Annotated in this window: 17 protein-coding genes; 9 read left to right on the plus strand and 8 right to left on the minus strand. The window is 32.0% G+C overall.

What is annotated here, in order from left to right; all coding sequences use genetic code 11:
• Positions 1-239 (plus strand): acyl-CoA thioesterase (locus H560_RS0113365; protein ID WP_027380513.1); only part of this gene is annotated, 239 nt, incomplete at its 5' end.
• Between the two features lie 238 nt (positions 240-477).
• On the opposite strand, the gene H560_RS0113370 is transcribed toward H560_RS0113365, so the two are convergent.
• Together H560_RS0113370 and H560_RS0113375 are read right to left on the minus strand one after the other, a co-directional pair.
• Positions 478-1,068 (minus strand): HD domain-containing protein, encoded by a 591-nt coding sequence (locus tag H560_RS0113370; RefSeq protein ID WP_027380514.1) that lies wholly within the window; start codon positions 1,066-1,068, stop codon positions 478-480.
• Positions 1,069-1,070: 2 nt separating this feature from the next.
• The gene (locus tag H560_RS0113375; protein ID WP_027380515.1) at positions 1,071-1,757 is read right to left on the minus strand and encodes an XAC2610-related protein; all 687 of its coding nucleotides are present in this window, start codon (positions 1,755-1,757) and stop codon (positions 1,071-1,073) included.
• 301 nt (positions 1,758-2,058) lie between these two features.
• On the opposite strand from H560_RS0113375, the gene H560_RS0113380 reads away from it, so the two are divergent.
• From H560_RS0113380 to H560_RS0113420, 8 genes are all read left to right on the plus strand, one after another.
• The gene (locus H560_RS0113380) at positions 2,059-2,388 is read left to right on the plus strand and encodes a PadR family transcriptional regulator (protein ID WP_027380516.1); all 330 of its coding nucleotides are present in this window, start codon (positions 2,059-2,061) and stop codon (positions 2,386-2,388) included.
• A gap of 12 nt (positions 2,389-2,400) precedes the next feature.
• Complete coding sequence (locus tag H560_RS0113385) at positions 2,401-4,122, plus strand: PspC domain-containing protein (protein WP_027380517.1); 1,722 nt, start codon at positions 2,401-2,403, stop codon at positions 4,120-4,122.
• Between the two features lie 314 nt (positions 4,123-4,436).
• Positions 4,437-5,033 (plus strand): 1-acyl-sn-glycerol-3-phosphate acyltransferase, encoded by a 597-nt coding sequence (locus tag H560_RS0113390; RefSeq protein ID WP_027380518.1) that lies wholly within the window; start codon positions 4,437-4,439, stop codon positions 5,031-5,033.
• A 53-nt stretch (positions 5,034-5,086) separates the two neighbouring features.
• Positions 5,087-5,524, plus strand: coding sequence for a PaaI family thioesterase (locus H560_RS0113395; protein WP_027380519.1), 438 nt, complete (start codon positions 5,087-5,089; stop codon positions 5,522-5,524).
• 48 nt (positions 5,525-5,572) lie between these two features.
• Positions 5,573-6,541 carry a chorismate-binding protein gene (locus H560_RS0113400; RefSeq protein WP_027380520.1) on the plus strand — a complete coding sequence of 323 codons (969 nt, stop codon included), beginning with the start codon at positions 5,573-5,575 and terminating at the stop codon, positions 6,539-6,541.
• A 305-nt stretch (positions 6,542-6,846) separates the two neighbouring features.
• Entirely contained in the window at positions 6,847-7,818 is a 972-nt protein-coding gene (locus tag H560_RS0113410) for an IS1595 family transposase (RefSeq protein WP_228372476.1), read from the plus strand.
• Positions 7,819-7,874: 56 nt separating this feature from the next.
• A complete protein-coding gene (locus tag H560_RS0113415) occupies positions 7,875-8,378 on the plus strand; it encodes a Panacea domain-containing protein (protein WP_027380522.1) in 504 nt (167 codons plus the stop codon).
• On the plus strand, positions 8,371-8,886 hold the full coding sequence (locus H560_RS0113420) for a hypothetical protein (protein WP_027380523.1): 516 nt from the start codon (positions 8,371-8,373) through the stop codon (positions 8,884-8,886). Before H560_RS0113415 ends, H560_RS0113420 begins: the two co-directional genes overlap by 8 nt.
• 81 nt (positions 8,887-8,967) lie before the next feature.
• On the opposite strand, the gene H560_RS0113425 is transcribed toward H560_RS0113420, so the two are convergent.
• The 6 genes from H560_RS0113425 to H560_RS0113445 form a co-directional block, all read right to left on the minus strand.
• Positions 8,968-10,350, minus strand: a complete 1,383-nt coding sequence (locus H560_RS0113425; protein WP_027380524.1) for a hypothetical protein — start codon at positions 10,348-10,350, stop codon at positions 8,968-8,970.
• Positions 10,351-10,680: 330 nt separating this feature from the next.
• On the minus strand, positions 10,681-10,878 hold the full coding sequence (locus H560_RS0113430) for a hypothetical protein (RefSeq protein WP_027380525.1): 198 nt from the start codon (positions 10,876-10,878) through the stop codon (positions 10,681-10,683).
• Positions 10,878-11,306 (minus strand): hypothetical protein, encoded by a 429-nt coding sequence (locus tag H560_RS22445; protein WP_155845010.1) that lies wholly within the window; start codon positions 11,304-11,306, stop codon positions 10,878-10,880. The genes H560_RS0113430 and H560_RS22445 overlap by 1 nt, the downstream gene beginning before the upstream one ends.
• A gap of 35 nt (positions 11,307-11,341) precedes the next feature.
• A complete protein-coding gene (locus tag H560_RS22450; protein WP_051289335.1) occupies positions 11,342-11,914 on the minus strand; it encodes a protein kinase family protein in 573 nt (190 codons plus the stop codon).
• A 7-nt stretch (positions 11,915-11,921) separates the two neighbouring features.
• Positions 11,922-12,407, minus strand: coding sequence for a hypothetical protein (locus H560_RS0113440; protein ID WP_027380526.1), 486 nt, complete (start codon positions 12,405-12,407; stop codon positions 11,922-11,924).
• 160 nt (positions 12,408-12,567) lie between these two features.
• Positions 12,568-13,739, minus strand: a protein-coding gene (locus H560_RS0113445) for an IS3 family transposase (protein WP_155845011.1) whose coding sequence is annotated in 2 segments (ribosomal slippage) — positions 12,568-13,493 and positions 13,493-13,739 — 1,173 coding nt in all. Because the reading frame shifts where the segments join, the coding sequence is not laid out codon by codon here.
• Between the last annotated feature and the right edge of the window lie 147 nt (positions 13,740-13,886).

Genomic DNA, 13,886 nt, shown 5'->3' on the forward strand with positions numbered 1-13,886 from the left:
TTGCAAGAAAACGTGTAGTAACCGTGAACAGCGATAAAATTGATTTTAAAAAGCCAATTCCCGCAGGAACCATTGTAGAGCTTATCGGCAGAGTTTCCCATGTAGGAACAACGAGTATGAAGGTAAATGTAGAAATCTATACCGAACAGATGTATTCTTATGAAAGGGAAAGAGCGATTGTAGGTGATTTTACTTTTGTGGCAATAGATGAACTCAAGAAACCGATTTCGATATTATAAGGCCCGGCGGCCGGAGGCCGCCCGAGCCCGATATTTTTAACTTGTTTTTTAAAGTGGTTTCGGCGGGCTTTGCCCGCCGAAACTTTTATTTACTATTCCCACGGATTACACAGATTTCCAAAGATGTTTATGTTTATTTTGATAAAAAGTGCGATATCATCTGTGAAAATCTGTGTAATCCATGGGAATTTTTATCATGTTATTAGATTAAAAACCTTATTCTAACTTTATAGTAAATCTATTTCAAAACCTTCTCAGTTTCCAGGTTTTTAATTAACAAATATTGAAAAGCTTCTCCCAACTCATCCGAAGCTCTGCTGATGGCATTTTCCAGCATATTTCTGATTTGTTTTTCTGTAACACCGGCTTCCGTCCAGCTTTTCCCAGAAGTGTGGGAATTCAGAATGAAGGGCATAATCCGGTCGATAGCGCAGGCAAAAATAGCATCGGGAGTTTTCTCTTCTTCAAATTCCAGCCAGAGATTAAAGAATTCCGAACGCAGCGGCTCATCTAAAATCCCAAATATCTTTTGGGCAGAAACCTTTTCTCTTTCAAACTTCCCTACCATTGCCGCTTCATCAAATAAGAATGTATCCCCGGCTTCTATTTCTACCAGATCATGAATGGAAAGCATTCTGATTACTCTTAGCAAATCAATATCCGCTCTGTTTTTTGCATACGGAAAAAGGATTTGGGCCAGGATAATAATCTGCCAGGAATGTTCGGCTGTATTTTCCCTTCTGGAATCATCGGCATTATAATTTCTTCTCTGTACATTTTTTAAGGCATCTACTGCCAGAATAAAATCAATTTCTTTCTGTATTTTCATTCCTAATCTTCTTTATAATATACGTTTATTGGATATGTTTTAATGTTTGTAGTCCATTTATCATCAATAAATTCCTTTTTTGTGACTTTCACCGTTTCACCGCCCGTTGCATCTTCTTCAAGCTCATATACTTTGAACAAGCCTCTTTGTGGAAGAACGGTATATTCTGTCGTAAGATGCCAGCAGCAGCCGGATTTAGAATAAGTTATCAGCCTTTTCCTTTCTGAATCCGTATTGAACATTCCAAGGTTTTCGTGGGCCAATTGGGTAAGCTCTTCGCTGAGAACCAATTGCTTTTTAGTAATATTAAAAACATAAACATCGTAAGAAGGCCCGCCGTAGCCGCTTTCATTTCCATTTCTGATGGCAATATCTTCCGTTCCGTCAAAATTAAAGTCATCAAAAATCAGCGGACTTTGTTCATTATACAGCTGAATTATGTTAGCCGTAGGTTTTTGATCTTCATTTAAATAAAAATTTAAATTATCAGAAGTAAGTTCCTGGAACTTTTTCGAAGTTTTCTTATCAACCAGTTCAATGGTGGATTTACCGCTGCATTCGTTGTTCTCGCAGGTTTCGACATTTATTTTTACATCGTAATTTTTTGATGCATCTTTTAATTCAAACTGATGTTGGGCAAAGAAAAAGTTACTTAAAATGCTTAGTCCCGTTAATAATCTGTATTTCATCTTAAAGTTGTGCTTTATTTAAAAATCAATCATCTTTTCTCTCTGAAAAGGTGGTTCAAAAGTACAAAAAATTAAAATTTCCAAGCTGTTTTTACTTTAAACCAAATTTATCATCAAACACAATTAAAAATTATTACTCTGAAAATCAATCATTTAATCATTTTATTTAAAAAATTTCACTACTTTGTATTGCATAATACCATTTTAATTACATATCTTTGTAATGTAAAATCGGAATAGGATCATCTAGCTAGGATCCGAAACTGATGAGAATATAACTAATTAACAAAACTTATTAAAGATGAATACTGAAAATACCAAAGCGCAAATGCGAAAAGGAATTCTGGAATTCTGTATTTTAAGTCTCATCAATTATCGTGAAATGTATGTTTCCGACCTTATAGATGAGCTGAAAAAAGGAAAACTGGATGTAGTGGAAGGTACACTCTACCCTCTTTTAACAAGACTGAAAAACGGCGAATTCCTTTCCTATAGATGGGAAGAATCCACAGGAGGACCACCAAGAAAATATTACCAGATAACAGAAAAAGGTAAACTGTTTTTAGATGAACTTCAAAATACCTGGAACGAATTAACAGATTCAGTAAACCAAATCACTCAAAAAATTTAAAAAAACAAAGCTATGAACAAGACACTCTCAATAGGACTCGCAGGTTTTTCTTTTACAATAGAAGAACACGCATATATAAAGCTCAGCGATTACCTGAACGCTCTCAGAAGCTCTCTGGAAGCTTCGGAAGCTGATGAGGTAATGCATGACATAGAAATCAGAATGGTAGAAATCTTCAGAGATTCTTTAGGAAAACGTGAAGTGATTAACGATACGGATGTAGAAAAAGTAATCGCACAGATCGGAAGCCCTGAAAAAATCGAAGAGCAGGAAGAAGCTTATTATTCTGAAAAAAATACTAAAAAAACATATTCTTCAGGAACTGAATATACAGACAAAAAACAATTGTTCCGTGATCCTGAAAGACAGAAAATAGCAGGTGTATGCGCTGGTCTTGCCCACTACGTAGGAATGGATATTACAGCAATGAGAGCAATCTGGCTGGGAATCTTCGTACTGGGAATTTTCACCGCAGCGATTTCTTCTTCCCTTATTGTGCTTCTTTATATCATCCTTTGGATTGTTTTACCAAAAGCAGAAACTGCAGCAGATTTCCTGAAAATGAAGGGAAAGCCTATGAACTTCGACAATCTTAAGAATGAGTCTAATAAATTGGTACAATTTGCCAATGAATCTACTCAGAGGGTCGGAGAAATCTATATCGAAAGCAAACCATACATTAACAACGCCGGAAGCGGAGTCTGGAATGTTATAAGATATATTTTAGGAGGTATTTTTGCCATAATGTCTTTTGGATGCCTTATCGGTGTATTTGTAATCTTCGGATTTATGGGAAATAATAACTTCCCGCCAATCAGCGAAATGGATTTCTACTTCGATAATGACGGAATGAAATACATCATCATGGCAATGATTGTACTGGGAAGCTTAATTCCTGCAATGCTTTTCGGGTTATTAAGTATCAAATTAATTTCTCCAAAAACAAAGCTTAGAAATACAGGATGGGTTATCGGAGCTTTAATTCTTGCTTTGATTGCGGTTTCTACTTATTTCGGAGTAAGCATGGCGAAAAAAGAGATGTTCCTGAAAGGTCACAAAGAAGATACGGAAGAAGTTTCTATCAATTCAGCTTCAGACACATTATATGTAGATGTAAAGCAGATTGCTATTCCTCAAAACTTTACAGGCTATGATGATGACCTTTATTCTGACAAATCTTCTGTCTATGAAAAAGACTGGGTACATGTAGATGTTACAAGAAAAGCTGATATTAAAACGCCTTACCTGATCATTAAAAAAGAAGCTAAAGGATATAACCTTCCACTGAATGTGAATGTTCCAGTAGAAATCGTTAATAATAAAGTGATTCTTCCAAACTATATTAAATATCCTTATGATCACAGATTCAGAGATTACAGCATAGATTATGAGCTTGTAGTTCCTCAGAAAGCGGTAGTAATTCCTGTAAAAAAAGACGGAATCAACTTCGATGGCGATCTGAACGGAGACGGAATCAATGACAACGACCAGGAAAAAGACGAGCATGGAAATATTAAAATAGAAAAAAATAAAATTACCGTAAACGGCTCTACCATAGAATACAGCTCTGATGACAGTGATAGCGACAGCATTATCATCAACGGTAAAAAAGTTCCGAGCAACCAGGCAGACCAGGTAATTGATTCTATGAAAAGCAGCATCAAAAAGATGAAAGGCAACGTAGATATCAAAGTAAACGAAGGTAAAAACGAAATTTCCATACAAACTAAATAATTAACTGCAGAGAGTGGCAGAAGGTGTGAATGGACAACACAACCGTTTGAAATTCACACTCTTCTTCTCTCAAAAAACTACAAAAAATAAAAAAATTTAGTTCCTTATGTAAATAAAAAGCTTTACATTTGTGTAAGAAAAAAACAATAACCAAACTCTCAAAAAATAATTAATATCATGGTACAACTAGCGTTAGAAATTGTAATGAAAATCGTAGATTTAATCAGCGGTTTATTTTAAGAGCGATAATATTTCAATATATTTGTAAAGTATAACCACTTTGGTTATACTTTTTTGTTTTTAATCTACATTATATGAGAAAGCTGATTGGCAAACTGATGTTAAAATTACTGGGCTGGAAAGTCGTTCTGCAAGGCGATGCAAACAGTCTCAACAGATGTATTCTTGTTGTGGCACCCCACACGCACAATATGGAATACCTGCTGGGAAATCTTGCCTACTGGTCATTAAAAAAACCTTTAAAAATCATCATCAAGGATGCACATACCAAAGCATGGTACGGAAGTGTTGTAAAAGGCCTTGGTGGTATCGGGATCGACAGGAGCCAGAAAAATGACCTTGTTAATTTCGTGGCAGATCAGTTTTCAAAAGATGATTTCAGCCTTGTCATCACGCCGGAAGGTACCAGAAGCTGGGTTCCGAAATGGAGAAAAGGCTTCTACCACATGGCTTTAGCCGCAAAAGTTCCTATTGTTCTGGCAGCAGGAGATTTTAAAAGAAAAATCATTTACCTCGGATATACAATCCCATATGAAAGAATTGCATCCGTTCCTTTTGCCGAAATCATGAAAGAAATTCAGGATTATTACATAAAAAACGATATTGTCCCGAAAGTTCCGGAAAACTGGAACCCAAATATCATGGGAAATGATACTGATGCTAGAAGTTAGAAGTTAGAAGTTAACAAAATTACTCATTACCCATTACTTATTACCAATAAAACATGTATACGAAAGATAAAACTAAAGAGGAGATATTAGCATTTTTAAATAGCTGGGGAGGCGAAGTTACTTTGGCTAAAACATTAGAAATAAAATTCATAGATATAGACCTGGAAAATGAAACTCTGACTGCAACAATGCCTGTACAGCCAAAAGTTCATCAGCCTTTTGGAATTTTACACGGCGGCGCAAGCTGCGTTCTGGCGGAAACAATGGGATCCAGTCTGTCTAATATCTTTATCGACGGTGAAAAATATTATGGTGTGGGAACCAATATTAATTCCAACCATTTAAGAAGCAAAAAAGACGGAATGGTAACTGCAGTGGCAAGATTTATAAGAAAAGGAAAATCCATGCATGTTTCTGAAATTGAAATACGTGATGAAAAAGACCAGCTGATCAATCATACAACCATGACGAATAATATTATTAATAAGTAAAATTTAATTAAAATATTCAGGTCAATTTCTCTTTTTGAACAATTTATCATGATTTATTTCAAATTTCCATTCGACGAAAAACTGTATTCCACAGACGAAAGTCAAACCGAAAATCATATTAGTTTTTATTCTTTTGACGGCTCACATCGCACTGACTGTAATGGAAAACTTATTGAATTAGATCCGGAAATCTTTGATCAAAACATACTTACTGATGAGATTCTACAACAAAATGACCCCAAATTTATAGCTGAAACACAAGACGAATATTTAAAGAATATTGAAAAGGTTATTGAAGTCATTAAAGAAAATAATCTTCCAAAACTGGTATATTCGCGAAGAAAAATTTTCACAGGTTTTAAAAAAATTGTTTTAAAAGATAGTTTTAAAAATCTTTGCCAGTCCTACCCTAATGCATTCAGATATATTCTTATCAACGAGGAAAATTCATGGATGGGAGCTTTTTCTGAAGTCTTAGGAAAATTTAATAAGAAAACCCATCAGTTCGAAACGATGAGCCTTGCGGGAACACTTCCTGTGTCCGAAGAATGGTCGGAAAAAGAAATTGAAGAACAAAAACCGGTCACGGATTATATCAGAAATATTTTAAGTGTTTATTCTGAAAATGTAGAGGAATCTAAAACATACGATCATATTTCGGGAAATATTAAACACCTTAGAACAGATTTTAAAGCAAAGATAAAACCTTCAGATTTAGATAAAATCATCCGCGAACTTCATCCTACACCTGCTGTCTGTGGGATTCCAAAGGATTTTTGTAAAGAAAAGATACAGGCTTTAGAGAAATATCCACGTGAATTATATGCAGGATATATCAAAGTGGAAAATGAAGAAACCGTTCAATATTTTGTTAATCTTCGTTGTTCAAAATTATATAAAGATGCAGTTCACTTATTTGTAGGAGGGGGAATCACAGCGCAGAGCAGCCCTGAAAAAGAATGGAGAGAAACTGAACTTAAATCTGAAGCTGTTTTGAAGAATCTGGTAGTTTTATAAGTCTAAAGATGCTGAGCAGAGTAGAAATATCAGTAGTAATAATAAAAAAATCCCTTTCAAAGCTGAAAGAGATTTATATAATAATAGATAATAATATACTAGTTAATACCAAGTTAATTAAACAACATTTCAAAACCTAGACAGCATCAATATTTGATGCTGTATTTTTTTATCTTAAATCACTAAATAACAAAATATAATCGTTTGATAATCAAACTAAAAACAAGATAAAAATCATAAAAATTTGTTCTTCTGCATTGTTCTGCCTCGATCTTTTTTATTAAATTTATATATACTAATAAAATATGATAATTCACCACGTAACAAAGTATTTCCGTCTTGGATTTGATGATCCTACAGATTCTATAATGAATATGATGGAATCATTTAATACAGAACAAAAATGCAGAGAATATCTAGAAGACTTAATTTGGATTAATGCTCCAATATGTACTAATTGTGCAAGTGAACGAGAAGACCATTATCAATTAAAAAAAGATGGCGAATTCAATGGGATTTATAAATGTAAAGATTGTAGAAGAAATTTCAATGTAAAAATTGGAACGATGTTCGAAAATTCAGCAATCCCACTTAGAAAATGGTTCTATGCAATCTATATTTTTACTTCCCACAAAAAGGGTATTAGTAGTCATCAACTTGCAAGAGATATTGGTGTAACACAAAAAACTGCATGGTTCATGCTTTCAAGAATTAGACATTCATTACGTTCTGAAAAAGTTAAAAGTTTTGATGGTGACACTCAAGTGGATGAGACATATATCGGAGGTAAAAATCATAAAAAATCATGGCAAAAAAGAGTAGAAAACACCCAGGGTCGAAGTACTAAAACAAAAGCTGTTGTATTTGGTTTACTTAGTAATGGAAAAGTATCCACAGAAATCGTTCCTAACACAAAAGGGAAAACTCTTACAACGATTATTAAAAATATGGTCAAAAGAGGTTCTATTGTGGTTAGTGATGGTTGGAGAGGTTATTCAGATGTATATAAAGATTACGAACATAAACGCATACCTCATACTAGAGGTCAATATGTCAAAGATAACTATCATACAAATAGTATTGAAGGATTCTGGAGTTTGCTAAAACGTGGAATTCTTGGTATCTATCATTCAGTCAGTCCAAAACATTTACAACTTTACTGTGATGAATTTTCCTTTAGGTATAATACTAAAGATTTTGATGAAGGTAATCGATTCAATTTTGCTCTATATTGTGCATTTGAGGAACGAATCACTTATGAAGAATTGATAGCTTAAGTTTGCTATTGTAGAAGTTAGATACATATATTATTGAAATATATTATTTTTGTAAAATGAAAACTGTTGATTTAGAGTTAATGTCCGATTATATTATTGCTTTTTGTCAATATATGGGAGTTAAAATTAGTCCATTGAAAATACAAAAATTGTTATATTACATTCAATCATGGCATATTGCAAAATTTGACAAAGAACAATTATTTAATGAACTTCCTGAAGCCTGGGTTAATGGGCCAGTATATAGAACTGTTTATAATTTATATAAAAATTCTTTTTTCAAAAATTCAAGTATAGTAACAGATCTTGAAGAACTACAATTGTCAAATGAACTTAAACGTCTTCAAGATTCATTGAATTTAGAAGAAAATCAATTACGTTTAATAAATGCTGTTCTTGAGGCATACTCAAAATTGAGTGATGAAAGATTAATTTTGATGAGCCATAGCGAGAGCCCATGGAGTAACGCTAGAGAAGGATTATCACCAATCGAAAGATCTGGTAGATTATTATCAGTAAATGATATGTACGATTATTTTAATAAGCCTACAAATGTTTGAAGATCTTTTAGATGAAATAAATGAACGGCTTGAAGAACAAAACAGAGATTTTAAATACAAATTAGAAGATAAATTAATACCTATTAATTTTAATTGTACGCTTTCTGTTTGTTATGATTATATATTATTAGATGATAGTGAATACTCATTTTTAAACCCAGAGTTTAATAAAATTACAAGTGAGGCTTATTCTGGTATGTCAGATGCCCATATATATTTTCTTAAACTTCAAAAACTTTGTATTAGTAGATTTGAAGATTTAAGTAATGATACTCTTCATTTTAAAACCGTCACTTTTAATAAAAAAATAAAAGAGATTACTAAATCTATTTTTTCAAAAAATCTTAGCCCAGAACAGATACCTTCATTTATTGAAATAAAATTGTATACTAATAAAAATAGTAATAAAGCTCCTAGAATTTTTGGATTCATTGGTCATACAAACATGTTATATATATTGTTTTATGACCCATTTCATAAAATCTTTGATAAAAATGGTAAAATTTGAAAGAAGAGGACAAAAAAATAATCTAATATTATGAGAATTTAGCATAAGAGAGTATTTTCAGACATCCTCTTTCAAATTAATTTATATTCCTAAAACATTACTTGAAGCACTTAAATAGTTGATAAACTCATCTGAATATTTATAGTAATTTTTATCTGAATCATTACGATCAGTCCAACCAAATAATTTATCATTTAAATCAACTTGTTTTTTATTCAAAAGATTAGCCGATTTTGTTAGGGCTGTCCATGCTGAAATATCAGCTTTAGACATTCTATTTCTTTGCATTCTATATAATCTTATGTAATGATCTAATTTGGGAATCATAGCTATGGTTTGCTTTCTAATAGCTTCTCGTTCTTCAAACCAAATATCAAGCTTTTTCAAATAATCTTTTTCTTTTTCTAATCTTTTTTTCAAGGCATTTGTAGCTTGAATTTTATAGTGTTTTGTATTAATAAATTTATAGCCATTAGAATTCTCTATTTTATAGCCTGTTGAAGCAAGTTCTCTTATAGCTATTTCGTCAGAATAAACAGCAGTTATACTTGAATATGCATTATATGGTATGACATAAAATTTACCTGTTACAGTATTTTCTATTAGGGTATATTGATTACCCCCATCATATCTATAATACTTACTTACATCTTCTGATAATTCATTTTCAATAAATCGATCTTCTATTGTTGTATTAGCTATAAGCATTGTACTGGAAATTTCTTTATAATTACCAAATATCTTTGAAAAGTCTTTTATTTCCCGATCTTTCAAAACCAAGTATGCTTTTCGTTTAGACAACTTTTCTAATTTGATTCGTCCTATCTCATATTTATCCGAATCAGTCATTTCTTTTTCTTCTTCCAATTTTTGTAAATATTCCTTTGCTTCATAAGACATAGGGATTTTATTATAAAAATTTTGATCGTTATTTACTGACATTAAATATTCTCTTAAGATAGATTTTGAAGCATACCTCCCTTTTTCATCTTTAATATATAAAGTTTTTTTAGGTTTGACACCCCATCCGTCATAAGAAGAGGAATTATCATCAACAATATATTTTAAATTTAAATCTTTGGAAAGTTTATAAGCATCATCAAGTAGTCTTTCATCTTTTGAATTTGATAAATAGGAATTTAATAATTCAATAATTTTTAATTTTTTGCCATTTTTTGCGGAATTATTTTCATTATTTAAAATATATTCATCATAATCATCTTTTAATTCTTTTTGCTTATTAAGAAAGAATTTATAAGAATCAGTGGAGACTTTTCCTTCAATATAAGGGTAATATTCTATTTCCCGATATTCGACAGGGTAAATAAAACTTTCATTCGCTGAAATAGTTTTACTTGTTTCAGAATTAATAGTAAATGTTGTTTGTCCTGATAAAGAGAGATTTGTTAGCATCAAAATAGAACATGATGCTACTTTTTTGAATGTAGAGAATTCAAATTTCATTGTGTGGTAGTTTTGGTTAATAAATGCTTAAAAAATAAAGCGTGGACATTGTACCACGTTAACCAAGGGCTACCACACCCTTAAAAGCAATGATACAAGCCACGCCAAAATGGCGTACCTTATATACATTATTTGCTTTTAAAGATGAAGTTCGAAAACTTCGTTGTGGTAGTTTAGGTTAGCAATAATGCAATTAGCACGATTTATTTTACATTCCCTTTTTAGGAATGGTTTTTATTTTTAATAATACAAATATAATAAAAATTATCTAGGCTGAAAAACGTAAAACCCTCTATTTTAGAGGGTTTTATAATATTATAAATTATTTTATTACTTCTTTTTTGAAGAATGTGATTTACTGACTGCTTTTACTTTTATTCTGCCATTTTGCAATCTTTCAATTTCAAAATTACCATTAAAAGTATCGACATTACCCAATCTTAATAACTCTTGATGAGAGTATTTAGCATAAGGATTAGAAAAATCTTTTCTAGTTTTAGAATTATATGTAATCTTTCTTAATGACATTACCAATTGGTATTTAGACAGTTATATAGCAAATCATGTGCCTCTTTATAATCATTTAAAGTTGCGCAATATAGCGTTTTTCTTTTATTATTTTTTAACGTAAGAATAGTATATTTATTATTTGTGATATTGAATGTACAAGTTACAGAACGATTAAGTTGAGTCCAAGATTCAATATTATCATCTTTTATATATTTCCAATCATTTCCATCTTCAATTTTGCTTAGATCATTTAAAATATCTATTACGGAATCATATCTATCATCAGGGTTAGCCTTAATAGCTTTTTTTATTATTCTTATTAAGCTTTTTGGAATATGAGGTGGAAAATAGTTTCTATTTGGAAATTTTTCACGCTGTATATTAGCTATTAAATTATTAAAGTTGGTAACACTTTTTGAAATGTAGGCATTATGTAATTGCTCCATAAATATATTATCACCATTACACATTCTAAACATAGTTAAACCAGACTGATAGATATCAAATTTATATTATGTGCTGCCTGTGAAAAATATTCAGGTGGTGCTAATTCTTCTGTTGTTCCTTCAACAGTTGCAAAACCATACAACCCTAAATATTTTGCAAGACCAAAGTCAGATACTGAAGCTTTATCTGTATCATCAATTAATATATTTTCAGGTTTGATATCATAATGTAATAACTGTTTTGAATGGATATAATTGAGTCCAGATAGAAACTGTAAGGAATATCTTATAATTTCTCTACATGTTAAAAATCTTTCATCATAAATTGATTTTAAAGAACCTTTTACATACAAAGGCATTGCTAAATATATAAATTCATCATCTTGACAACCATACATAATTTTTACGACGTTATGGTGAGATGATAAATATAATTTTTGTGATTCCTCAAAATATTTATTTAGATCACCCTTGAACCTAGTTTTAGATATTTTTTTGATTACTATATCAGCATTTAACTGCGTGTCAAACGCTTTATAAACAGTGGCTTCACCACCTTCTCCTATACTATCACCTAAATGAAATGTTAATAATGTATTTGTAAACATAATAGGATTATAGGTTTAGTGCAGCATTTGCCGTTAATATTGTTTCTCTAGTTTCAAGAGATTGTCTTTGCCAATTAAAATCTTCTGGAATAATTTCGTATTCTATTTCTGCATCAGCATATTTTTTGAATTCTGATCTTTGAATTCCTAAAAGTTGAGCAAATTTTGAAATTTTACCCGCGAGATAGTTTTCTATATTAGAACTTGCAATAGTTTCCTGTAGAACACCTTCAATATAAATCCTTTCTACAATTGTATCATTAAATGTTGTTCCAAATTCACAAATTCGAATTATTGCTTTTTTGACATCATATAACGTAATAATGTCAATAATGGTATTTCGAACATAATTCAATGCTTCTGGCCAATTTAAAGATTGGGGAATATTAATATGAGAAATGTCTACATAATTTAATGTTTCATCTGGGAGCTTTTCCAAAATACAATAGTAAATTTTACTATTGGATTTTACTCTTAATCCGATTACTGTCATGAATTGTTTGTTATTAGTTTTGCTCAAATATACAAACATTCATAATAGATAGTTTAAGGTTTTCCGTAAAACTTATTTTTCGTCAGTTTCTTCATTTGTTTTAGCACCCTCTTGAACAGTTGAACTTGCAACTATTTTTGAGACAAAATTTATATACTCTTTATGCTACATTTTTAGATTGATTAGACATTAAATTTTGATACTCTCTTATGGTTAAATTTCCTAAAGCTGAATGCCTTCTCTGGGTGTTGTAAAATGTTTCTATATATTCAAACACAGAGTTTTTGGCGTGGTCTCTAGTTTCATATTTATTTTGATAGACAAGTTCGGTTTTCAGAGTTTTGAAAAAACTCTCCGCTACAGCATTATCATAGCAATTTCCCTTTCCACTCATACTTCGGGTAATATTTTTCCCGACTATTGACGTAAATTCTGTGCACGCATACTGTATCCCTCTGTCTGAATGGAAAATCAAGCTATCATGATCCTGTAAAGGCCGATGGAGTCTTGCCATTTTCAAGGCAGCAATACTGGTGTCCTGAGCCTTCATCGTCTCACTTAGCGACCATCCTATAACTTTTCTGTCAAACAAATCAATGACCGTTGTGAGATACAACCAGCCCTGACCTGTTCGGATATAGGTAATATCAGACACCCAGACCTCTTTACTGCTTGTAACCTGAAAATTTTGATTCAAATAATTTTCAGCAACAGGGTATCGATGGGATGAGTTGGTAGTTTTCTTAAATTTTTTCTTTACAATACTTCTCAGGTTGCGTTCTCTCATTAGTCTGGCCACCAAAGGACGTGAAGCTCTCATTCCTTTTGCTTCTAATTCTCGGGCAATACGAGGGCTTCCATATCTCCCACGGCTCCAATGATAAATACTAAAGATTTCTGCTGATAAAATGGCTCTTCTTTCTGATTGCTTACTCGGTTTTCTTTTCTTCCAATGATAAAAACTGCTCCTGCTTACCTTTAATACTTCGCACATCTTCCCGACAGGAAACACACAAGCGTGTTCTTTGATAAATTTATATCTTACCCCTCTCTCTTGGAGAAGATGCCTACCGCCTTTTTTAAGATATCACGTTCAAGCTTTGTTTCTTCCAGTTCTTTGCGAAGTCTCAATAACTCTTCCCTTATTGGATCAGAGGATATTTGTTTTTCCTTGCTAAGTTTACCTTCTTTGTGAAGTTTTCGCCAATTAACGAGACTTTCTTTACAGATCCCAAATTCTTCAGCTACCGAGGATACATTGCCTCGCTGCTCACTTAAAGATACTGCTTGGATCTTAAACTCTAGACTGTAATTTTTTCTGATCTTTTTCATACTCTTAAAGATAAAGAGTATAAGAATTGTGTCCTAACAAAGTTAGCAACTCCAAAACGCAAGTGATGTTTTTGTTTGTGCGCACTACAAAAATAAAGTTGCTGATTTTTGATCCCATGTCGGGGATTGAATTAAGAAATATTAATT

The sequence above is a fragment of the Chryseobacterium daeguense DSM 19388 genome, from assembly GCF_000430825.1.
Taxonomy (GTDB): domain Bacteria; phylum Bacteroidota; class Bacteroidia; order Flavobacteriales; family Weeksellaceae; genus Chryseobacterium; species Chryseobacterium daeguense.

What these genes read in the sequence shown, in the direction of transcription:
- H560_RS0113370 (WP_027380514.1), bottom strand. Translation starts at nt 1,068, where the DNA reads ATGAAAATACAGAAAGAAATTGATTTTATTCTGGCAGTAGATGCCTTA.
- H560_RS0113375 (WP_027380515.1), bottom strand. Translation starts at nt 1,757, where the DNA reads ATGAAATACAGATTATTAACGGGACTAAGCATTTTAAGTAACTTTTTC.
- H560_RS0113380 (WP_027380516.1), top strand. Translation starts at nt 2,059, where the DNA reads ATGAATACTGAAAATACCAAAGCGCAAATGCGAAAAGGAATTCTGGAA.
- H560_RS0113385 (WP_027380517.1), top strand. Translation starts at nt 2,401, where the DNA reads ATGAACAAGACACTCTCAATAGGACTCGCAGGTTTTTCTTTTACAATA.
- H560_RS0113390 (WP_027380518.1), top strand. Translation starts at nt 4,437, where the DNA reads ATGAGAAAGCTGATTGGCAAACTGATGTTAAAATTACTGGGCTGGAAA.
- H560_RS0113395 (WP_027380519.1), top strand. Translation starts at nt 5,087, where the DNA reads ATGTATACGAAAGATAAAACTAAAGAGGAGATATTAGCATTTTTAAAT.
- H560_RS0113400 (WP_027380520.1), top strand. Translation starts at nt 5,573, where the DNA reads ATGATTTATTTCAAATTTCCATTCGACGAAAAACTGTATTCCACAGAC.
- H560_RS0113410 (WP_228372476.1), top strand. Translation starts at nt 6,847, where the DNA reads ATGATAATTCACCACGTAACAAAGTATTTCCGTCTTGGATTTGATGAT.
- H560_RS0113415 (WP_027380522.1), top strand. Translation starts at nt 7,875, where the DNA reads ATGAAAACTGTTGATTTAGAGTTAATGTCCGATTATATTATTGCTTTT.
- H560_RS0113420 (WP_027380523.1), top strand. Translation starts at nt 8,371, where the DNA reads ATGTTTGAAGATCTTTTAGATGAAATAAATGAACGGCTTGAAGAACAA.
- H560_RS0113425 (WP_027380524.1), bottom strand. Translation starts at nt 10,350, where the DNA reads ATGAAATTTGAATTCTCTACATTCAAAAAAGTAGCATCATGTTCTATT.
- H560_RS0113430 (WP_027380525.1), bottom strand. Translation starts at nt 10,878, where the DNA reads ATGTCATTAAGAAAGATTACATATAATTCTAAAACTAGAAAAGATTTT.
- H560_RS22445 (WP_155845010.1), bottom strand. Translation starts at nt 11,306, where the DNA reads ATGGAGCAATTACATAATGCCTACATTTCAAAAAGTGTTACCAACTTT.
- H560_RS22450 (WP_051289335.1), bottom strand. Translation starts at nt 11,914, where the DNA reads ATGTTTACAAATACATTATTAACATTTCATTTAGGTGATAGTATAGGA.
- H560_RS0113440 (WP_027380526.1), bottom strand. Translation starts at nt 12,407, where the DNA reads ATGACAGTAATCGGATTAAGAGTAAAATCCAATAGTAAAATTTACTAT.